This window comes from Chitinophaga sp. NPDC101104 (genome assembly GCF_050277495.1).
Lineage (GTDB): Bacteria > Bacteroidota > Bacteroidia > Chitinophagales > Chitinophagaceae > Chitinophaga.
This window is the reverse complement of record NZ_JBNNSF010000001.1, coordinates 889,947-912,259: the sequence shown is the minus strand read 5'-3', so window position 1 is coordinate 912,259 and position 22,313 is coordinate 889,947. Positions and strand designations below refer to the sequence as shown.

16 protein-coding genes are annotated in these 22,313 nt (G+C 55.6%); 9 read left to right on the top strand and 7 right to left on the bottom strand.

All coding sequences use genetic code 11. From position 1 onward, the window contains the following. The first annotated feature begins 29 nt into the window (after nucleotides 1-29). On the top strand, nucleotides 30-2,381 hold the full coding sequence (locus tag ACQKLP_RS03885; RefSeq protein WP_427320236.1) for a right-handed parallel beta-helix repeat-containing protein: 2,352 nt from the start codon (nucleotides 30-32) through the stop codon (nucleotides 2,379-2,381). 80 nt (nucleotides 2,382-2,461) lie between these two features. Here the strand turns inward: ACQKLP_RS03885 and glyA are convergent, their stop codons facing one another. Then, nucleotides 2,462-3,742: a serine hydroxymethyltransferase gene (glyA, locus tag ACQKLP_RS03880; RefSeq protein ID WP_427320234.1), complete on the bottom strand. Its 1,281-nt coding sequence runs from the start codon at nucleotides 3,740-3,742 to the stop codon at nucleotides 2,462-2,464. Nucleotides 3,743-3,962: 220 nt separating this feature from the next. On the opposite strand from glyA, the gene ACQKLP_RS03875 reads away from it, so the two are divergent. Together ACQKLP_RS03875 and ACQKLP_RS03870 are read left to right on the top strand one after the other, a co-directional pair. Next, nucleotides 3,963-4,955 (top strand): sugar phosphate nucleotidyltransferase, encoded by a 993-nt coding sequence (locus ACQKLP_RS03875; RefSeq protein WP_427320232.1) that lies wholly within the window; start codon nucleotides 3,963-3,965, stop codon nucleotides 4,953-4,955. 15 nt (nucleotides 4,956-4,970) lie between these two features. Beyond that, entirely contained in the window at nucleotides 4,971-5,918 is a 948-nt protein-coding gene (locus tag ACQKLP_RS03870) for an NAD(P)H-dependent flavin oxidoreductase (protein ID WP_427320230.1), read from the top strand. Between the two features lie 77 nt (nucleotides 5,919-5,995). Here the strand turns inward: ACQKLP_RS03870 and ACQKLP_RS03865 are convergent, their stop codons facing one another. From ACQKLP_RS03865 to ACQKLP_RS03845, 5 genes are all read right to left on the bottom strand, one after another. Continuing rightward, nucleotides 5,996-7,294 carry an ABC transporter permease gene (locus tag ACQKLP_RS03865; RefSeq protein WP_427320228.1) on the bottom strand — a complete coding sequence of 433 codons (1,299 nt, stop codon included), beginning with the start codon at nucleotides 7,292-7,294 and terminating at the stop codon, nucleotides 5,996-5,998. Further along, nucleotides 7,287-8,051 carry a hypothetical protein gene (locus tag ACQKLP_RS03860; RefSeq protein ID WP_427320226.1) on the bottom strand — a complete coding sequence of 255 codons (765 nt, stop codon included), beginning with the start codon at nucleotides 8,049-8,051 and terminating at the stop codon, nucleotides 7,287-7,289. The genes ACQKLP_RS03865 and ACQKLP_RS03860 overlap by 8 nt, the downstream gene beginning before the upstream one ends. 5 nt (nucleotides 8,052-8,056) lie before the next feature. Then, on the bottom strand, nucleotides 8,057-8,983 hold the full coding sequence (locus tag ACQKLP_RS03855) for an ABC transporter ATP-binding protein (RefSeq protein ID WP_427320224.1): 927 nt from the start codon (nucleotides 8,981-8,983) through the stop codon (nucleotides 8,057-8,059). A gap of 66 nt (nucleotides 8,984-9,049) precedes the next feature. Beyond that, nucleotides 9,050-10,636, bottom strand: a complete 1,587-nt coding sequence (locus ACQKLP_RS03850) for an FAD-dependent oxidoreductase (protein WP_427320222.1) — start codon at nucleotides 10,634-10,636, stop codon at nucleotides 9,050-9,052. 117 nt (nucleotides 10,637-10,753) lie between these two features. After that, nucleotides 10,754-11,149 carry a DUF3127 domain-containing protein gene (locus ACQKLP_RS03845; RefSeq protein WP_126244890.1) on the bottom strand — a complete coding sequence of 132 codons (396 nt, stop codon included), beginning with the start codon at nucleotides 11,147-11,149 and terminating at the stop codon, nucleotides 10,754-10,756. A 547-nt stretch (nucleotides 11,150-11,696) separates the two neighbouring features. Between ACQKLP_RS03845 and dnaA the strand changes: the two genes are divergently transcribed. The 6 genes from dnaA to ACQKLP_RS03815 all read left to right on the top strand — a co-directional run bounded on the left by dnaA (nucleotide 11,697) and on the right by ACQKLP_RS03815 (nucleotide 21,770). Then, nucleotides 11,697-13,130 (top strand): chromosomal replication initiator protein DnaA, encoded by a 1,434-nt coding sequence (gene dnaA, locus ACQKLP_RS03840; RefSeq protein ID WP_126244889.1) that lies wholly within the window; start codon nucleotides 11,697-11,699, stop codon nucleotides 13,128-13,130. Nucleotides 13,131-13,314: 184 nt separating this feature from the next. Next, nucleotides 13,315-13,887, top strand: a complete 573-nt coding sequence (locus ACQKLP_RS03835) for an RNA polymerase sigma factor (protein WP_427320219.1) — start codon at nucleotides 13,315-13,317, stop codon at nucleotides 13,885-13,887. Nucleotides 13,888-13,971: 84 nt separating this feature from the next. Continuing rightward, complete coding sequence (locus tag ACQKLP_RS03830) at nucleotides 13,972-14,865, top strand: FecR family protein (protein ID WP_427320217.1); 894 nt, start codon at nucleotides 13,972-13,974, stop codon at nucleotides 14,863-14,865. Nucleotides 14,866-14,977: 112 nt separating this feature from the next. Next, complete coding sequence (locus ACQKLP_RS03825; RefSeq protein WP_427320215.1) at nucleotides 14,978-18,352, top strand: SusC/RagA family TonB-linked outer membrane protein; 3,375 nt, start codon at nucleotides 14,978-14,980, stop codon at nucleotides 18,350-18,352. 20 nt (nucleotides 18,353-18,372) lie between these two features. Then, complete coding sequence (locus tag ACQKLP_RS03820; RefSeq protein ID WP_427320213.1) at nucleotides 18,373-19,887, top strand: RagB/SusD family nutrient uptake outer membrane protein; 1,515 nt, start codon at nucleotides 18,373-18,375, stop codon at nucleotides 19,885-19,887. Between the two features lie 71 nt (nucleotides 19,888-19,958). Next, a complete protein-coding gene (locus ACQKLP_RS03815; protein ID WP_427320211.1) occupies nucleotides 19,959-21,770 on the top strand; it encodes an alkaline phosphatase in 1,812 nt (603 codons plus the stop codon). On the opposite strand, the gene ACQKLP_RS03810 is transcribed toward ACQKLP_RS03815, so the two are convergent. After that, nucleotides 21,761-22,189, bottom strand: coding sequence for an SRPBCC family protein (locus ACQKLP_RS03810; protein WP_427320209.1), 429 nt, complete (start codon nucleotides 22,187-22,189; stop codon nucleotides 21,761-21,763). The two genes, ACQKLP_RS03815 and ACQKLP_RS03810, sit on opposite strands and share 10 nt — an antisense overlap. Between the last annotated feature and the right edge of the window lie 124 nt (nucleotides 22,190-22,313).

Sequence of the window (22,313 nt, the reverse complement as noted above, 5' to 3'; positions counted from 1 at the left end):
GCCTATCTTGCCAATACTAAAGAATCGCTATGCTGAAATGGATCATCGCCTGCAGCCTGTTGTCGCCCCTGGCGGTACAGGCCCAGGAAACCCTCGTCTACCTTTCCCCTACCGGCAACGATGCCAATCCCGGCACCCGGGCTCAACCCAAAGCCACACTGGAAGGCGCCCGCGAAACCTGGCGCCGGAATCCCGGTAAAGCCACCACCATCATTTTAAAGGGCGGCACCTATTATCTCGATGCGCCCTTCGTGCTCACGACCGCCGACAACCCGCAACACCAGCACTTCACCATCAAGGCCGAACCGGGCGAAAAACCCGTCATCAGCGGCGCCCGGAAACTCACCGCCAATTGGCTGGACGCGGGGAACGGCATCTGGAAAACCTCCATCCCAGCGGGTATCACGGAAATGGACAGGCTGTACGTGAATGGGAAACTGCAAATCTCCGCCCGCTACCCCAACTACGATTCTTCGGCCCGCTTTTACCATGGCACAGCTGCAGACGCGCTTTCACCGGCGCGCATCAAAACCTGGAAACATCCGGAAACCGCCATCGTCCACGCATTGCACCGCGCGGAATGGGGCGGCTATCATTATAAAGTGACCGGCGTGGATACACAAGGCAACGCCATCCTGGAAGGAGGCTGGCAAAACAACCGGCAGATGGGCCTCCACCCCGACCACCGTTTCGTGGAAAACGTCCGTGAAGAACTGGACGCCCCGCACGAATGGTTCTTCGACGCATCCGGGCATACCCTTTACTTCCAACCCGAAAATGGGAAAAAACCATCCGCCGACATCGCTTATGCGGCCACCACGGAGCTCATCGTGCTGAAAGGAAGCATGGAACAGCCTCTGAAAAACGTGACCGTTCGCGGCATCACGTTCACCGGCAACAAACGCACGTTTATGCTCACGAAAGAACCGCTCCTGCGCAGCGACTGGACCATCTACCGCGGCGGGGCCGTGCTCGTGGAAGGGGCTGAAAACGTGGCCGTCACCAATTGCATGTTCGACGAAGTGGGCGGCAACGCCGTGTTCGTGAACAACTATAATCGGCATGTGCGCGTCGACAGCAATCATATTTACAGGGCCGGCGCATCCGGCATCGCGTTTGTCGGGAGCCCGGGCGCCGTGCGTTCTCCGGCTTTCGAATACAACCTCGCCGTGCCTTTCAGCGAAATGGACTTCACGCCCGGCCCCAAATCGGAAGATTTCCCGAAGAACTGCAGTGCGGCAGATAACCTCATTCAATTTTCCGGCGAGATCGAAAAACAATCGGCCGGCGTGCAGATCAGCATTTCGAACGCCATACATGTGGCACATAACACGATCCACAACGTACCGCGCGCGGGCATCAATGTCAGCGAAGGAACGTTCGGCGGCCACCTCATCGAGCGGAACGACGTGTACAATACCGTGCTCGAAACCGGCGACCATGGCGCTTTCAACAGCTGGGGCCGCGACAGGTACTGGCACCCCAACCGCAGGATCATGGACAGCGCCACCATGGCTAACATCGGCCTCACAAAGCTCGACATCCTCGGCACCACCGTCCTCCGCGAAAACCGTTTCCGCTGCGATCATGGCTGGGACATCGACCTGGACGACGGCTCTTCCTATTACGACATTTACGACAACGTATGCCTGAACGGCGGATTGAAACTGCGGGAAGGATTTTTCCGGAGAGTGCATCACAACCTGATGATCAACAACACTTTCCACCCGCACGTATGGTTTGCGAACAGCAACGACGAGTTTACCGCCAACGTAGTGACGACCGACTACAAGCCCATCCAGGTCAATGTTTGGGGCAAGAAGGTGGATAATAACTTCTTCCCCGACAAGGCTTCCCTCGAAGCGGCACGGCAGCGCGGCACGGATAAAAATTCCTATGTGCTCGACCTTCAGTTCCGCGACTTCAAGAAAGGCGATTACCGGCTGAAACCCTCCAGCATGCCGGGCAAGATTACTTACCGCGATTTTCCCGTAGACAATTTCGGAACGCGGATCGCGGCGTACAAAAAGCTTGCGGCGCCCGTTCCCCTGCCTGCCATCCTGCTTTCCGCCGCATCCTCGAAAGGCGATCTGCTCGAGTGGAAAGGCGCCAAAGTGAAGAATATCGAAGGATTGGGGGAACGTTCCGCCACGGGCCTCCCAGACGAAAAAGGCGCGTATTTCGTAACGGTGCCGGAAAACAGCGATGCCTGGAAAGCCGGTCTGCGCACGAACGACGTGTTGCTGAAACTCGACGGCCAGCCCGTCAACTCGGTAAAAACTTTCCTTTCCGTATACCAGCCCATCGCCTGGCGGACCAACCTGAAAGCGGTGGTGTTCCGCAACCAGCGCGAGCAGGAGATCACGCTGGCGAACAAATAATTCATCTTTTGAACGAAGAAGGCCGGTCTCGGAGCCATACGCTCCAGACCGGCCTTTTACATTATTCGCTTGGATCAGCCTCAGCCCATTTCGGGGTAGAGGGGGAATTGTTTCATGAATTCGTTCACTTCGCCACGGATGCGCTGCTGCAGGCCTTCGTTGTCGGCGTCGAGGAGCAGTTTGTCGATCCATTCCACGATTTGCGGCATGTGATCTTCCGTCAGGCCGCGGGTGGTGATGGCGGGAACGCCGACGCGGATGCCGGAGGTGATGAAGGGAGATTTATCGTCGTAGGGGACCATGTTCTTGTTGCAGGTGATATCTGCCTGAACGAGCACATTTTCCGCTTTTTTACCGGAGATGTTCTTGTTGCGGAGGTCGATCAGCATGAGGTGGTTATCGGTACCGCCGGAGATGATCTGGTAGCCTTTTTCCACGAAGGAGCGGGCCATGGACTGTGCGTTTTTGATGATCTGGCGGGCGTACACATCGTAATCGTCTGACAGGATCTCGAAGAACGAAACCGCTTTGGCGGCGATCACGTGTTCGAGCGGGCCGCCCTGGATGCCGGGGAACACGGCCATATCGAGCAGGTTAGACATCATGCGGATTTCGCCTTTCGGGGTTTTGAGGCCGAAGGGGTTTTCGAAATCCTTGCCCATCATGATCATACCGCCGCGGGGGCCGCGGAGGGTTTTGTGGGTGGTGGTGGTCACGAAATGGCAATGCGCGAAGGGCGAATTGAGGAGCCCCTTGGCGATGAGGCCCGCGGGATGCGCGATGTCTGCCATCACGAAGGCGCCGATCTTGTCGGCGATCTCGCGGATGCGGGTGTAATCCCAATCGCGGCTGTATGCCGAAGCACCGCAGATGATCAGTTTGGGTTTTTCGGCGAGGGCAACCTCTTCCATCTTGTCGTACTCAACCAGGCCGGTTTCCTTATTCACGCCGTAAAACAGCGGCTGGTACAGTTTACCGGAGAAGTTAACCGCAGAGCCGTGCGTGAGGTGACCGCCCATGCTGAGGTCCAGGCCGAGGATTTTGTCGCCCGGCTGGAGGATGGCCAGCAGAACCGCCGCGTTCGCCTGCGCACCGGAGTGGGGCTGCACGTTGGCGTACTCGATGCCGAAAATCTGTTTGGCACGGTCGATGGCCAGCTGCTCGCTCAAGTCAACGATCTCGCAACCGCCATAATAGCGGCGTCCGGGATAGCCCTCGGCGTACTTGTTGGTCATTACGTTGCCCATGGCCTGCATTACCTGATGGCTCGTGAAGTTCTCAGAAGCGATCAGTTCAATGCCATGGCGCTGCCTTTCCAGTTCCTGGCGGATGATGTCGAAGATCTGCTGGTCTCTTTGCATGATGAAAGAAAATTTAAGACGCAAAATTAATCATCTTCCTACTAAATATAAAGTTGGAATTGATGAAAAGTAGCGTCCAGCCATATATACTAAAACGATAATATCTTTTCGCAGCCAGACCGTTATCATGTTTTTATTCCCCGTTATTCCGTAATTTGCCCCCCTGAAGCAAAGTGATTCCGTAACTGTAGCAGTGGACCACTTCCATCAAACCCGATACATGAAGGCAATTATTCCAGTCGCAGGTGCAGGCACAAAATTGCGCCCGCATACATATACGCAGCCCAAAGCTTTGATTCCGCTGGCGGGCCGCACCATCCTGAGCATTATCGTAGACCAGCTGGTGGAGTCCGGTATCCGCGAATTCGTGTTCGTGGTGGGCTATCTCGGTGAAAAGATCCAGCATTACGTCGAAAAGAAATATCCCGATCTGACAACGCACTTCGTGCAGCAGAATTCCCGCGAAGGCACCGGCCACGCCATTCTGCTGACCAAAGACGTGGTAGCGGGCGACGAAGTGCTCATCGTTCTGGGAGACACCATCGTGGAAGTGGATTTCAAGGAAGTGATCACCTCGCCGGTTTCCGTGCTGGGCGTGAAGAAGGTCGACGATCCCCGCAACTTCGGCGTTGCCGAGCTCGGCGAAGAGCTCACCATCACCCGGGTGATCGAAAAACCCCAGATCCCCAAATCCAACCTCGCCCTCGTAGGCATGTACAAAATCCGGGAAACGGAACAACTGTACCAATGCCTGGAAGACAATATCCGCCAGCAGATCCGCTCGCACGACGAGTTCCAGCTCACCGATGCCCTCGAATGCATGATCCAGCACGGCGTGCAGTTCAATGCGTTCAAGGTCAACAACTGGTTCGACTGCGGCCGCAAGGAAACGCTCCTCGAAACCAATGCCACGCTGCTGAAGAAATATAAATTGTCGGCCAGCCCCGTGCTCCCTTACGAGAACACCATCATCATCCCGCCCGTGAGCATCGGCGAAGGCTGCAATATCAAAAACAGCATCATCGGCCCCAACGTGGCCATCGGCGACAATACCGTCATCAGTTATTCCATCGTGAAAGATTCCATCATCGGCTCTTTCAGCAACCTGTACGAAGTGGTGCTGAAATCGTCGCTCATCGGTAGCGATGCCAATATCCGCGGGCTCAGCCAGAGCCTCAATATCGGCGACAACACGGAAATCGATCTCGGTTAAACCAATTTTCGGCAGATGGCATTCCAAAACCCCGTTACCAGCTTATTCGGCATCGAATATCCCATCATCCAGGCAGGCATGATATGGGCCAGCGGATGGCGGCTCGCCAGTGCGGTGAGCAACGCCGGCGGACTGGGGGTCATCGGCTCCGGCAGCATGTACCCCGATGTGCTGCGCGAACATATCCAAAAGTGCAAATCGGCTACGGATAAGCCTTTCGGCGTGAACGTACCGCTCCTGTATCCCGATCTCGACAAACATATCCAGATCATCCTGGAAGAGAAAGTACCGGTGGTATTCACTTCCGCAGGCAATCCCAAAACCTGGACACCGCTGCTGAAAGCGCACGGCGTGAAGGTGGTACACGTGGTATCGAGCAGCAAATTCGCCGTGAAAAGCCAGGAAGCCGGAGTAGACGCGGTGGTGGCCGAAGGTTTCGAAGCCGGGGGCCACAATGGCCGCGAAGAAACCACGACCATGGTGCTCATCCCCGCGGTGGCGGCCGCAGTCACGATCCCCGTGATAGCGGCGGGCGGCATCGGCTCGGGAAAGGCCATGGCGGCGGCTTTCGCACTGGGCGCCTCGGGCGTGCAGGTCGGCAGCCGGTTCGTGGCTACGCCGGAAGCTTCGTCGCATGCCGCATTCAAACAAGCCGTGATCACGGCGGGAGAAGGCGATACGATGTTGTCGCTGAAGCAGTTGACGCCGGTACGGCTGTTGAAGAACGCATTTTTCGAAGCGGTGAAAAAAGCCGAATCGGAAGGGGCGGACATCGAGCAGCTAAAAGGGCTCCTGGGCCGGGGGCGCGCCAAGAAAGGCATGTTCGAAGGACAACTCGATGAAGGCGAACTGGAAATCGGCCAGGTGAGCGCGCTCATCCGCGAGATCAAGCCCGCGGCCGACGTGCTGCACGAAATCTGGAACGAGTTCCGCGCCACCTGTTCGCAGCTCGGATCGCTCTGATCATCCCTCCCATCAAGATATACAAATAAAAAAGGCCATCCTGAGATGGCCTTTTTCTATTATCCTGGAACGGTTCACTAGCTTTTTCTGAAAATCCATTTCCCCACTTCGCCCAGCGTCACCTTTTTACCATACATGAGGATCCCCGTGCGGTAAATCTTCGCGGCCACCCAGGTGGTAGCGAGGAAACCGGCGATGAGCGAGAACATCGAGAGAGCGAGCTGCCAGATCGGCACCGTGCCCGGCACGCCGTAAGGGATCCGCGCCATCATCACCACCGGCGATGTGAAGGGAATGATGCTTCCCCACACGGCCAGCTGGCTTGTGGGCTTCATCACCGCCTGGATCATGATCACCATGGCCACGATCACCGGGAGGGTGATGGGGAACGTGAGCGACTGCGCATCATTCGGGTCTTCGTTCACCAAACTGCCTACCGCGGCGAAAAGCGCCGCGTAGAAAAGGTACCCGCCCAGGAAGTAGAACAGGAACAGCGAAATGATGGAGAACCAGTTGACGCTGCCCGTGAAACCGGCGATCTTCTGCGCCATATCTTCAGTTGCAGCGCTCATGCCCGGCTGCGTAGCTGCAGAAACCGAACCTGCGTCCGCTCCCAGCATCCCCACGATCACCAGGAAGTAAATCCCTATCAGCAAACCTACCCAGATGAGGAACTGCGTGAGCCCCACCCCGGCGATCCCTACGATCTTGCCCATCATCAGCTGGAACGGCTTCACGCTGGAAACCATTACTTCGGCGATGCGGTTCGTTTTTTCTTCCATCACCCCGCGCATCACCATCATGCCGAAAACCAGCAATACGATGTAAATGAGGAACCCGGCAAACCAGCCGATGATGTAAGCCGCTACGGTGCTGCCTTTCTTCTCTTCGTCGCCGGCGAGGTTGTCGATAGAGATATCTGCACGGATTTCTTCGAGTTTCGATTTGTCGACCCCGGCGAGCTCCATCCTTTTATCTTCCACCACGCTTTCGAGTCGCTTTTCCATGCTGCCCCGCAGCGTGAAAGGCATCTGGCCCTTGCTGTAGTAGACGATGGCGGGCAGGCGGTTAATGTCGAGCCTGGGGATATGCAACAGGCCGGTATAGCCCTGGTCGCGGTACGTTTTCTTGAACGTATCCAGTTTGGCGTCTACGAACTTGTACTGGATACCTTTTTCGTCGGGCAGTTTGCCGGCGAAGTAACCGCTTTCGTCGATCACGGCCACTTTTTCATTGTTGTCGGAGTTGATGAGCAAGCCTGGCAAAATGACCATGGCGGCGAACAAAACCGGCAGCAGCAGGGTGGTGACGATGAAAGATTTCTTTCTTACCCTGGTGAGGTATTCTCTTTTGATGATGATCCAGATCTTATTCATGGGAGTCTGAGTTAGAATTTGGGTGATATTCTACGTATACGGAATCGGGTACCTGGTAACTGTTCTTGAATTTGGCGCGAAAGAACGCTTCGTTACGGCGCTGCTTCATGCCGGTGGTGTCGAACGCATCGTTCCTGAACCGGAAAATGGCGTAGTCGGTGGATGACTCCGAGCGGCCGGTCGTATCCTCCGGGTCTTGATACGACGTGAGCACGGCCATTCTCACTTCGAGCTCCTTGCCATCGGGATGGAGCCAGCTGTAGGTTTGCTGCGCATCGCCGGCATCGCCCCACTCGTCTGCCAACATGATGTGATCTTTCACGCGGGCGGTGGGTTTGTGCCATGCGAGCAACTGGATCCTGCTGCTCTGGTATTCGCCGGGCGCTCTGAGCAGCAGCATTTCATAATCGCCCATGGAGAATTTGCCGACGGCGAAATATCCGCCATACAATTCTCCCGGCACGCCGATCTCTCCTTCTGCCCAATTGTCGGGCAGGAATTTGACCATGCTGCTGTCGAGCCATTTGCCTACCATCCCCTTCATGACGCCGTTAGAGTCGGTCTGGGGAGATTCGACGGCGAGGTCGTTGGGGTTGACGGAGGGGAAAAGTTGCAGGAAAGCCTCCGCCCTGGCGCGCGCGTCTGCAGCGGCAAGACTGTCCGCATTCTGGACCGTGCTATCGGTATTTTGCTGCGAGCCGGTGGCGGAACCGCATCCCGCAGCTACGATCATTAATAAGAATATGCAGTATTTCATGGGTGTCAGTTAGCGGCTACCTCCAGGTCGGTGATCTTCACCTGTTGGATGAAGACTTCGTGAATGGTGGGGAGGATTTCTTCGAAATAGGTGACCTGGATGCCGTGATGGATGAAATGGGCCAGGATGTCGTTCGTCTGGCTGTATTCATTGATCTTCACGGTATAACCGTTTTCGTGCTGTTTGACGATCTCGAAATGATGCGTCGCCATTTGCGCGGGATTGGGCATGGAAGCCAGGCTGATGCGGAAAAGGTGATGCTTGAAATCCTGCCGGATCTGCTTCACCGGGCCGTCGAGCACTTTTTTGCCTTTGTTGACGAGCACGATGTGGTCGCAGATTTCTTCCACCTGCTCCATGCGGTGCGTGGAGAAAATGATGGTGGTGCCGCTTTTGGCGAGCTGGAAGATTTCGTCCTGGATGAGCTGGGAGTTGATGGGGTCCAGGCCGGAGAAGGGCTCGTCGAGGATGAGCAGTTTGGGTTGATGCATGACGGTGGAAATGAATTGCACCTTTTGTTGCATGCCCTTGGAGAGCTCTTCGATCTTCTTGTTGGTCCAGGAAGTGATCTCGAATTTGTTGAACCAGTAATCGATCCGCTGGCGGGCATCCTGTGCGCTGAGGCCTTTGAGCTGGGCCAGGTACATGGCCTGTTCGCCCACTTTCATCTTTTTATACAGTCCGCGTTCTTCCGGCATATACCCGATATATTGGATATCGTTGCGAGGGTCGAACGGGCGGCCGTCGAAAAGGATGTCCCCGGCGTCGGGGTAAATAATGCCGGTGATCATGCGCAGGAGCGTGGTTTTACCTGCGCCGTTGGGGCCCAGTAGCCCGAAGATGCTGCCCTTCGGGATGGAGAAGCTGATATCGTCCACTGCTTTGTGCGTGGCGTAGTGCTTCCTGAGATGTTGGAGTTCCAGTACGTTCATAAGGATAATTGACGGGGGAAAATTACCTAATTACCCCATGCGCGCCAAAGAATTGATAACGTATTTTCATAATGATACACCAACCGGACGATTCCCAGTACCAACCCCGGCGATGGCTTCGGCCACGCGCTCGCCGTCCATGGCTGCTGAAACGATGCCGCCGGCGTAACCTGCGCCTTCTCCGCAGGGGTAGAGCCCTTTCACCTGCGGGTGCATGAGGTCATGATCGTTGCGTGGAATGCGCACGGGGCTTGAGGTGCGGGATTCCGTGGCTACGAGGATGGCGTCTTCCGTAAAATATCCCCTGATCTTCTTGCCGAAAGCTCTAAAAGCCTCTCCCAGCCTGGAATGTACCGCTGCAGGCAGTACTGTTCTCAGGTCGGTGCTGCGAACGCCGGGGATGTAGGAGCAATCCGGCAAGGAGCCAGACACTTTGCCTTTCACGAAATCGGTCATGCGCTGGGCCGGGGCTACGAAGCCGCCGCCTCCGGCCTCGAAGGCGCTGCGTTCCACGGCTTGCTGGTAGTGCATGGCGGCGAGGGGGCCGGCTTTGGCGAATGGCGCAAAATCCTCCTCGTCTACCGTTACTACCATGCCTGAGTTGGCGTAGGGGTTGTTGCGCTTCGAGGGCGACCATCCGTTTACCACGAGTTCTCCCGGCGAAGTGGCGGCCGGGGCGATGATGCCGCCAGGGCACATACAGAAGGAAAACACGCCGCGGCCGTTCACCTGTTCCACGAGGCTGTAGCTGGCGGGAGGGAGGTGATCGCCGCGGAGGGCGCAATGGTATTGGGCGCTGTCTATCAACGATTGCGGATGTTCCACGCGAACGCCGAGCGCGAAAGGCTTCCGTTCTATGAGGATCTTCTTCTCATGCAGCAGCTCGAAGATATCGCGGGCGGAGTGGCCGGTGGCCAGGATGACGTGTTGGGCGTGGAATACGTCGCCCCTGGCGGTTTTCACGCCTGTCACCGCTTCGTTTGCGATGAGGAAATCGGTTACTTTCTGTTCGAAATGCACGGTGCCGCCGCTGTCGGCGATCTGTTCGCGCATGGCGGTGATGATATGGGGGAGCTTGTTGGTGCCGATGTGGGGATGCGCATCTGTGGTGATGGCGTCATCGGCGCCGAACTGCCGGAATATGTTGAGGATGCGCTGGATGTTACCGCGTTTGTTGGAGCGGGTGTACAGCTTGCCGTCGGAATACGTGCCGGCGCCGCCTTCGCCGAAGCAGTAATTGGATTCGGGGTTGACGATGCCCGTTTTATTGAGGGCGGCGAGATCTCTACGGCGGGCGCGCACATCTTTGCCTCTTTCGAGCACGATGGGCCGCAGGCCGAGCTCTATGAGGCGAAGGGCGGCGAAGAGGCCCGCGGGGCCAGCGCCTATGACGATGACGGGGCGGGCATCTGGCCGGAGGGGCTCGTAGCGGAAGGGCTCGAGTTGTTTGGGCTGAAAGGGCTCGCTGGCGAAGACTTCGAGGGTGAGCACGAAGTAAGGCTGGCGGGAACGCGCGTCTATAGAGCGTTTGACGATATTGAACCCGGTGATGTCAGTCGGTTTGACGCCGAGGGCTTCGGCGGCGTGGCGCGTGATGGCGCGATGTTGGGTAGCTTCCTGCGGGAGGAGCTTGAGGGAGATTTGTTTGACCATTGTTAGGTATTTATCCTAAAAACCGGGGCAAAGATAGGTATAAAAAAGGAGGCGCCCCGCAGCAGCGGGGCGCCTGGAATATGATCGGGCTCTCGGGAGCCGGTGTATTATTATATATTAGAACGGAAGATCGTCTCCGCTGTTGCCGCTGTTGCCACCGCCGAAGGAACCTTCCTGGGAAGTGTTGTAGTTGGGCATGGGATCGGCGCCGGGCGCACCTTGCATCATGGACTCGATACGCCATGCATCGAGGTTGGTGATGTAGTTCACTTTGCCATCTTTCTCCCAGCGGGTGCCTTTTATATTAAAATAAACTTTAACCATTTCACCTTCATTGTGACGGTCCACAATGGCGGTACGATCCTGAACTGACTGAAACTTGATATAATTGGTAATCACCCGGCCGTTGATATCGTCTGTCTTCTCGATAACAAATTCACGGGTTTTGAAAGATTCGCTGCGCTGTACCGTATTGTACTTCACTACCAGTTTACCGGTAACTTCAAAGCTCATATATAACTAGTTTAAAAATTTCAATTTGCGCCAAAGATAAGTTTTTAGATACAGGAATAATCAAGAACTTTTACACAAGTTATTCGCATTTATTAGAAACAAGATCATAAATTTGCAGCCGATTCGAGAAAACGAAAAAGCAGTTACCAAAAAAGTGAAACACCGAAGCGCCAACAATGCGCCCTACTGGGCTTGCTTTTTAAAGCAGGCAAAGGGCAATGTTATTTTACCTGATAAGCAGTCCTTTTGCGCGTTAATCAGTAAACACTTTAACAAATTACTTGTTAATCATGCTTGTACGGTTTAGCACTTTTAATAGTGGTCGAATTGCAGGCTAAACGGGTGTTTTAGCCGATTTACATACGAATAAAACAGGCTGCGGCACACTGTATTTGTAGGAAATTAAACAAGGGCAGATTTATTTTTTTTTTCAACATTTTCTACAGATATTCGTCGTCCTGTCAAAAAGTTCTTCAACTGCCCGCATGGAGGACTTTAGTATTCGAGAACACCCAAATTATAAACACGACAAATTATTTTTTTCTAAATGAATAAAACTTGCGAACAAGTTTGGGATAGGTGTCTGAATATAATCAGGGATATTGTGGAATGGCAACCTTTCAAAACATGGTTTGAGCCGATAAAACCCGTAAAGCTTGAGAACAACGTTTTAACCATTCAAGTACCCAGCCAGTTTTTCTATGAATACCTGGAAGAACATTATGTGGGCCTGTTAGGTAAAACCATCAAGCGCGAGCTCGGCAAGGAAGCGCGCCTGGAGTACCGGATAGTAGTGGAGAACAGCACCCCCCACCAACATCCTAAAACGGTGAACATGCCCACGCAGTTTACCAAGCCCCAGAAGGAAAGTGAAGTTGATTTCCCGCTCACCATACAGAACCCGGTCAAGAATCCCTTCGTGATCCCCGGGATCAAACGCGTTCAGATCGATTCACAACTGAATCACAATTACACGTTCGAATCTTTCATCGAAGGTGATTGCAACCGCGTGGCACGCCGGGCCGGCAAAACCGTGTCCGACAAACCCGGAGGCACCTCCTTCAACCCGCTCGTTATATATGGTGGCGTCGGCCTCGGCAAAACGCACCTCGCGCAAGCCATCGGCAATGAAGTGAAACGCCAGAACCCGAACAAAGCCGTACTGTACGTAAGCGCGGAAAAGTTCATCAACCAGTTCATCGATCACTCCAAGAATAATATCATCAACGACTTCATCCACTTCTATCAATTAATAGACGTGCTGATCGTAGACGATATCCAGTTCTTCGCCCGGGCAGAAAAATCGCAGGACGCGTTCTTCGCCATCTTCAACCACCTCCATCAAAGCGGCAAACAGCTCATCCTCACGTCCGACAAACCGCCCAAAGACCTGGACGGTGTGCAGGAACGCCTTTTGAGCCGCTTCCGCTGGGGCCTCAGCGCAGACATTCAGCTGCCCGACTTCGAGACCCGCATGGAAATCCTGGAAATGAAGATGCGCAACGACGGCCTCGAAATGCCCAAGGAAGTCGTAAAGTATGTTGCCTACAACATCCAGAGCAACGTCCGCGAGCTCGAAGGCGCCCTCATCTCCCTCCTCGCCCAATCTTCCCTCAACCGGAAAGAAATCGACCTGGAGCTGGCCAAGCGCGTCCTCAAATCCTTCGTCAAAACTTCCAGCAAGGAAATCACCATCGAAAGCATCCAGAAAATGGTCTGCGAATATTTCGATGTCGCCTACGACAAGCTCCTGCAAAAAACCCGCAAGCGCGAAATCGTCCAGGCCCGCCAGATCACCATGTACCTGGCCAAAAGCTTTACCAAAAACTCCCTGAAAACCATCGGCGAACATTTCGGCGGAAGGGACCACACCACCGTGATCCACTCCTGCCAAACCGTTAAAGACCTCATGGACACCGACAACAGTTTCCGGGACAGCGTGATCGAATTGCAACAAAAGGTGCAACTCGCCGCCATGTAACAACCCCTCCTGCAATGCAACAACCTTATTCAAAAATACCGGGCCGCAACGCCCGGTATTTTTTTTGCCCCCTATTTTTTATGTCCGTATTTCTTCCTAATTTTTACTTAACAATTTGATAAATAGGACATCGGGATAATTCCACACGTTACTGACTAATTTTGAAGCCCACAATATCGGGGATATGCGGCAGCTAGTACAACCAGACACTTTATGGGAGAAGGTCCGCCAGGGCCACAGCACCGCTTTCCGCACTTTGTTCGACACGTATTGGGAAGAATTGTACCATTACGCCGTTCGTGTGCTGAAAGACGGCTCCGCCGCGCAGGACGCCATCCAGTGCCTGTTCGTTCACCTATGGGAAAGCCACACCGACCTCCCACACGTGACTTCCGTGCCGGCATACCTCCGCGCCGCCCTCCGCAACCGCCTCCTCAACGCCATCCGCGACGAGCAATTATACCAGCAGCACGTAGGCCAATTCGGCGAAGCCGTGGCTTCGGCAGACAATTCCCTGCTCGACACCATTCATTTCCGCGAAACGGAATCCGCGCTGCTCCGCTCCATCGACCAGCTGCCCGACCGGATGAAGACGGCCTTTTACATGCACCGCATCCAACACCTGACCGTGGCGGAGATCGCCCAAAGGCTCGGCAGCAGCGAGCAAACCATCCGCAACCAGATCAACACCGCATTGCGCCGCATCCGCGTACAATGGCACGTACTCCCCTTCCTCCTTCTTTATATCCTTAACTAAATCGTTTTTTCAACGGAAAAAATATTTTCGCGACGGATGGTTATCCGGGTTTTGACGCGTGTCTTTCTGTAAAGCACCCTTTCCTTGAACGAACAAAACATACGCGCATTACTGGAGAAATACCGCAAGGGCGAGGCCTCCCAGCAGGAGGAGCGCCTGTTGCACGAATGGATGGACGGGCTGGCCGATCGTGGCGAAGCCCCTGTCCTGGAAACCTCCGAAAAAGCCCGTTTACACGATACCATGTGGCGCCACATCGAGGCCCACGCGCCGAAGCGCAGCCGGAGAACATGGCCCTACATCGCCGCAGCCGCCTCCATCGCCGGCGTGGCAGCCCTGGCCGCCACATGGCTCCTCCGCCCGGAAGCGCCCCGCACCACCACCCTGGCCACCGCGCCGGGCGAAGTGCGGACGTTCTCCCTGCCAGACAACACCCGCATCACCGCAGGGCCCAACACCGAACTGGCTTACAACGGCCGCCAGGTGGCGGTCCTCCGCGGCAAGGCCTACTTCGAAGTGGAAGCGTCTGCCGAAAATCCGTTCATGGTCTGCTCCGGGCCAGACACCGCCACCGTGCTGGGGACCCGATTCACCGTGGAGCGCCCGGCCGACGGGGAATTCCGCCGCATCACGCTCCTGGAAGGGAAAGTAAAAGCCTCCGGCCACGGGCTCCTGGAACCGGGGCAACGCATCACCTATCCGCAAAAACAGATCGAACAAATACAGCCACCTGACGCACTCGCATGGACACAGGGCGAAATTCTCCTGCAAAACGCCCCGCTGTCTGAAGTAATCCGCACACTGGAAGATCAATATGGCATCAACGTTTCCTCCGCGCTGGATAAAAGCGCAGGCAATTATACCTTCCGGTTCCCCGCAGGCATGCCGCTACCGCAGGTGTTAGACATCCTTCAGAAAATCAGTTATAAATCTAAAATCAAATTCACGATGAACGAAAATCGACTCACCATCCACTAATGCCATGAAAAAAGCCGATACCAGCTGCAACTGGTACCGGCTAAAGTAACAACCGCAATGTGAATCGCACAGGCGTACAGCCTGTTCAGTTATTACCATTAATCTTACAAAGATGCAAAAAATCAGACAGCATTTTTTTGTACGGACCGTCATGTCTTGCCTATTCGTGCTCGCAGCAACGGTCACCTCCCTGGCCCTTCCGCTTTCGGCCCAGGACCTTCAGAAAGTAGTCCGTAAAATCGACATCCCCGCAGGACCGCTTTCTACCGCGCTCAAACAACTCGAAACCTCCGCCGCAGTGCGCCTCGCGTACGACGAAGCCGCACTCAAACGCGTGTCCGTCAAAGCGCATTCCTACAACGGCCGCACCGTTGAAGCTATCTTGTCGGAACTGTTGTCTGCCTCCGGACTGAAGTTCGAAGAGCGGCACAACACCATCCTCATCTATGAAGCCCCAAAGCAGCCCGCCGTCGCGATCCCCGGCGGCGCACTGGCAGATAAGATCACCATCACCGGCGTGGTGAACGAAAAGAACGGCCCCGTTCCTGGTGCATCGGTAATGGTCAAAGGCACCTCCACCGGCACCGTCACCACTGTCGACGGCCGCTTCAAATTAACCGCCGACGACGCCGCCGGCCTCACGCTCGTTGTGTCCATGCTGGGATACGGCACACAGGAGATCGTGGTAGGCTCCCGCCGCGACATCACCGTACTGCTCGAATCCTCCACCGTGAACCTCAACCAGCTGGTCGTGATCGGTTACGGTACGCAAAGCAAAGCCAAAGTGACCGGCGCCGTGGCGGAAGTTCCGCTCGACAAGCTCACCAGCCGATCGCTCGGCAGCCTCAACGAAGCCCTCCAGGGCAAGGCGCCCGGCGTAGTGGTACAGAACGAAGGCGGCGACCCCATGTCTGGCCCCCGTGTAAGCGTTCGCGGTATGGGCGGCATCAACGGTGAAAATGTGCTCGTTGTCGTGGACGGCGCCATTTACTACGGCCCCATCAACCCCAACGACGTGGAAAGCGTGACCTTCCTGAAAGATGCATCTTCCTCCATCTACGGCGCCCGTGCCGCCGGCGGCGTAATGCTCGTTACCACCAAGAAAGGTAAACAGGGGAAAGCGCAGGTGGATGTGGACGTGAAACAAGGCTGGCAATCGCCCATCAAAAAGCTCGAACCGCTGAACGCGAAAGAATTCGCAGATGTGATGAACCAGGCGTACGATGCAGCCGGCAAACCCCGCCAGGACGCCTTCGATCCCGCAAAATACCCCGACGGACAGATCACCCGTACCGATTGGATGGACGAGATCTTCCGCACCGCCAAAATCCAGGACTACAACGCCAGCGTGAAAGGCGGCACCGATATGGGCCGCTATTACCTCAGCTTCGGCTACCGCAAAGGCGAAGGCATCCTGCTCAATACCTACAACGAGCGTTACACCGTACGCATGAACACCGACTACCAGCTGAAACCCTGGCTGAAGATCGGCGAAAACATGACCATGTCCGTAACCGACGGTAACGGTGCCAACACCACCAGCGCATATACCGGCGCCATCATCTCCGCGATCTTCTATCCCCCGCACATCCGCCCGTACACGGCAGACGGCGGTTTCAGCGGATTGCCCGCACAATATGCCGGCGCGTATGGCGATGTGATCAACCCCGTAGCTTACCTGCAACGGATCGATTCCAAATCCCCCGAAACGAAAATCTTCTTCAACCCTTACGCAGACATCAACCTCACGAAAGGGCTCGTTTTCCGTTCCAGCTTCTCCATCACCAAATCTTTCCGCGACGCCAAAACCTTTAACGCGAAAGTGCTGGAGATCGGCAAAATCTTCAACTACAACGAGCTGAACGAAGACATGAACAACTTCACCGAAATGCTCGCCGAGCAAACGCTCACCTACACCACCAAATTCAACGGCGGGCATAACCTCACGGCCATGGGCGGCTTCTCGTTCCAGAAGCACCGCGGCACCTGGCTCGGCGTGAATGCGCAGGGATTCTATAACGAAATGCCTTCTTACCGCTATTTCGATAACTCCACCGTGTTCTTCCGCCCCAGAAGCGGCCTCGATAAAAATGCCATGTCTTCCTGGTATGGCCGTGTGAACTACGACTACCGGAATAAATACCTCCTGCAACTGATCGGCCGTTACGACGGTACGTCCATGCTGCCGAAGCACAACCGTTGGGAACCGTATTATGGTATTACCGGCGGATGGGTGCTCACGGAAGAGGAATTCCTCAAAAACTCGTCGTGGCTCAACTTCCTGAAGCTGCGCCTCAGCCACGGTATCCAGGGCAACCTCGGGTCGCTCGTGGCTACGGGCGTAGACGCGCCGATGTCCAGCGGTCAGATCTGGATCGGGAAAGACCCGCAGCAGGTGCCTACCTACCAGGAAACCGCATTGCCTAACAAAGACCTGAAATGGGCCAGCACCGAAATCAACAACATCGGCCTGGATTTCAACCTGTTCGATAACCGCCTTTCCGTGAACGCGGATTACTTCGAGAAAACCACCCACAACATGCTGGTACACGTCAGCGTACCGGGCATGCTCGGCGTGCCGGACGGGATGTGGAAGAATGCAGGAAAGGCGCTGGATAAAGGCCTTGAACTGGGATTGAACTGGCAGGGCAAACAAACCGGTGATTTCCGGTATGACGTGGGCGCTACCTTCACCAAGATCACCAACAAGCTCGTGTCGCTCGCAGACGGGCAGAAAGTGATCAATCGCAACGATATCAACATCCGCAGCACCATCACCCCCATCCGCCAGGAAGTGGGCCTGCCGCTGTATTCCTTCTACGTGGTGCGTACCGACGGTATGTTCCAGTCGCAGGCGGAAGTGGACGCTTACAAAGATAAGGACGGCAACAAGATCCAGCCCTTCGCGAAGCCCGGCGACCTGAAGTTCATCGACCAGAACGGCGACGGCAAGATCACCAACGACGACCGCGTGGTGGCCGGCAGCGCGTTCCCGAAATTCACGTACGGTTTCACGTTCAACGCCAGCTATAAAAACTTCGACTTCAACATGCTGCTGCAGGGCGTCCAGGGCAACAAGCTCTTCAACGCGCTGAAATTCACCGCGCTCAATGCCGGTAACGGACAGAACTACAACATGTTGAAAGACATCCTCAATGCCTGGACGCCGCAGAACACCGGTTCCAACATCCCCCGCATCAACAGCAGCGACCCGAACGGTAACTTCGGCACCACCTCCGACTGGTATGTGGAAGACGGCAGCTACATGCGCGTGAAGAACCTGACCCTCGGCTACACCGTTCCCGAAACGCTGCTGCGCCGCGCCGGCCTCGGCAAGGTGCGCCTGTACGTGACCGGCAACAACCTGCTCACTTTCACGAAGTACAAAGGCTTCGACCCGGAAGTGGGGCTGGATGAGTTCGGCATCGACAAAGGCCGCTATCCGCAGGCGAAAAACGTAACCGTTGGCCTGAACGTAAACTTTTAACCGTTAAATCCAGGACTATCATGAAATCAATGATCCGATATATGTTCGCGGGGACCCTGGCGCTGGGGCTCGCCACTTCCTGCACCAAGCAGCTCGACATCTCGCCGGAAGGCACCCCTACCACTAACAACTTCTGGAAATCCGAGCTGGACGCCATTTCCGGCGCCAACGCCATGTACCAGCCCATGGACGATGAGAACTTCTACGGCCGCGGGTACTGGTGGTTCATCAACGCCAGCGACGATATGGTGACCGGCCGTATCAAAGCCGAAGCAGACAACATCAAGAACTTCAACCGCAGCTTCATCGGCGGTTCTTACACCGAAGGCCAGTGGAGGATGCGCTACAGCGTCATCAAACGCGCCAACGACGTCATCAACCGCGTGCCCGCCATCGACATGAACGACGCCACCAAGCGCCGCGTGATCGGCGAAGCATACTTTATGAGCGGCCTGATGTACTTCGAGCTCGCCACCACGTATGCAGACGACAAGGCCGGCGTGCCCATCGTGCGCAGAGACGTTCCCCTCGACGAAAAGCCCATCCCCCGCGCCGCCAACATCGCCGCCAACTGGGATTACATCGAAAGCGAGCTGAAACAGGCCTCCGCCTACCTGCCCACGTTCCAGCAACTGGCGCCGGCAGATTACGGCCGCCCGCATAAATCCGCCGCACTCGGCTACCTCGCCAAAATGTACCTCTACAAAAAGGACTGGGCCAAAGCCGAAGCGTATTGCGACTCCCTCATCGGCAGCGGCCGCCATCAGCTGCTGGACAATTTCGCCGACGTGTTCACCATCGCCAACAACTGGTCTTCGGAATACATCTGGAGCGCCTATTCCACATCCAAAGGCCAGGGCGGCTTCGGCAGCATCCTGCCCGGCGTAATGCTGGAAAACAAAGGCTGGGGAAAATACAACGGCTGGGGATATTACATGCCCACCAAAGAACTGTATGACTCCTACGATGCCAAAGACAAGCGCCGCGCCGCTACCATCCTCGCACCCGGCGACCGTTTCAAGTTCTGGGGCGATTCCGTGACCTACAATTCGCTGAACAGTCTTTCCGGCTACCAGTTCAACAAATACATGGAACCGTTCACTTATGCAGACGGCGTTCATGCCAGCAAAAACGGCGACCATCCTACTACCGACCTTTGCCTGCCGCTGCTCCGTTACGCCGAAATCTACCTGATCAAGGCGGAAGCGAGGCTCATGCAGGGCAAGAACGCGGATGCCGAGCTGAACGCGCTTCGTAAACGCACCGGCCTGCCCAATTTCACCAACGCCACCCTGGCCGACCTGAAGAAAGAACGCAGGCTGGAACTGGCCGGCGAATGGGCGAACCGCCATGCCGACCTCGTTCGCTGGGGCGATGCACAAGCCGCCTACGCCAAACCGCTGCACGGTGCAAGCGGCGCGGAAATCTGGCCTGCACGCGCTTTCGACCCTACGCGCCACCACATCTGGCCCGTTCCGCAAAGCGAGATCGACAACAGCGGCGGCATCATTTTCCAAAACGCCGGTTGGAAATAACCATTACCGAAACATGATCATTTTATTGCAAACTCCCGTTATGACGGGAGTTTGCTATTTTTAAGAGACCGATGAGACACATATTCACTTTCCTTTTGCTCTTCCTGGGGCTCGCGGGCGCCCGGGCACAGTACACCGCCGGCAACGCGCATTCCCATAACGATTATGCGCAGGCCGTTCCGTTCGAAAAAGCGTTTTCGCTGAACTTCGGATCGATCGAGGCGGACGTATTCCTGCAGAACGGCGTGCTCTACGTAGCGCACATGCCTGCGGAGATCGATACCGCCAAAACATTGCGCAAACTGTACCTGGAGCCGCTCCGGGAGAAAACCCTGGCCAAAACCGGCGTATTCGGCGAAACGAAACAGCACCTTCAGATACTGATCGATTTCAAAACGCCCGCAGCCCCTACCATGGCCGCGCTGCTGCGCCTGCTCCGCGAATTCCCCGAACTGATGAACAACCCTAAGCTGGAGTTCACCATCAGCGGGAACAGGCCCCCGCAGGAACAATGGGCCACCTTCCCGGCCTGCATCCGCTTCGACGGACGGCCAAACGTGGATTATTCGCCGGAGGCACTGAAGAAAGTGGCGCTGATCAGCGACAACTTCCGGAATTATACCAAATGGAACGGGAAAGGGATCCCCGTAGCCGAAGACCTTGCCCGCATCGAAAAAGTCATCGCACAGGCGCATGCACAGGGAAAGAAATTCCGGTTCTGGGCTACGCCCGACGAAGTGAACACCTGGAAAACGATGATCAAACTCGGCGTGGACTACATCAACACCGACAAAACCGACGAGTTGGCCAATTACCTCCGCACCCGCGTGCAGTCGCAGTTCCAGGCCGATTCGGCACATACGGTCTACCCACCCGCCTATCGCAACAACGATAAATTGTCGAAAGTGAAAAATGTGATCCTGCTGATCGGGGACGGGATGGGCCTGGCGCAAATTTATTCGGGATATACGGCGAACTTTGGTAAGCTGAACCTCTTCGGCATGCTGAACATCGGTTTCAGCAAAACCTCCTCGTCAGACAGCTACATCACCGATTCCGCCGCAGGCGGCACCGCCATGGCTTCGGGGAAGAAAACGAAAAACAGGTCGGTCGGCGTGGACTCAACGGGCAAGCCCATTCCCTCTATCGCCGACCTGGTAGCGCCGCTGGGCATGAAATCCGCCATTATTTCCTCCGGCGACATCACCGATGCTACGCCGGCCGCATTTTACGGTCATACCCCCGAGCGCGACCGCTCCAAAGAGATCGCTCTCGGATTGCTGGAAAGCCCTGTGAGCATACTCGTCGGCGCCGGCCAGGAGCATTTCGAAGGGATGTGGGAAACCCTCCGCAACAAAGGCTACACCATCGAATACCGCCTCTCTTCGCTCGACACCATCCGCCGGGATAAATACATCGTGTTGTCGGACAGTGCGCAGCTGCGCATGGCGCAAGGCCGCGGCGCATTCCTCACCAAATCCCTGAAAGCCGCTATCCATACCCTGGAGCGGCAGCAAAACGGATTTTTCATCATGGAGGAAGCGGCACAGATCGACTGGGGCGGCCATGTCAACTCCGTTCCCTATCTCACTTCCGAAATGCTTGACTTCGACCAGGCCATCGGCGAAGCGATGCGGTTTGCCGACAGCAACGGCGAAACCCTCGTGATCGTAACGGCCGACCATGAAACCGGCGGCCTCACACTGCTGGATGGCGATATCTCCAAAGGTTATGTAGACGGGCATTTCAGCACCAACGACCACACGGCCGTCATGGTCCCCGTTTTTGCGTATGGCCCGCATTCGCTGGACTTTCGCGGCGTCTACGAAAACACCGCGATCTTCGAAAAGATCATGCAGGTCCTGCGCCGGTATCAGAACTGACGCCGCTGGAACGGAATGCCCTCGCCGGTTTCGCAATACAGCTTCATACTGTACAGGAACCAGGCCCAATTGTAATTGCAATACCGGTAAAATTCCGTGAGCTCGCGCCATTGGCTGTGCCGGAGCGTAACGGCCGTGGATGTTGGCCGCTGCTCGATGTCGAACGAAAGGAAAGTGCCGATCCATTCCTGGTCGGAATCCACACATTCCCAGCGGATACGCCCGGGCGCTTCCATCGACAGTACCTTGAACCGCGTGCTGTAATTGTCGTTAAAATCGAATTCATTGGTAAAACCCGCTTCCGGCTTCACGACCAGTTTTTCCGTCCAGATTTCCGAAAGCCCTGTTTTGGTAGTGAGCGCTTCAAACACTTTTGCTGCCGGCGCTTTTACATACTGGATTTGCTCGATGTTGTACATGCTTGGATGAAGTTGAATAATCTATCAATACGTATTATAAAAAATATAATATTATTTCCGGCACGAAAGTGCTATCCCTATATGGGGAGAATCCATTAAATTGAGTATACCGCTGATCGTCAAC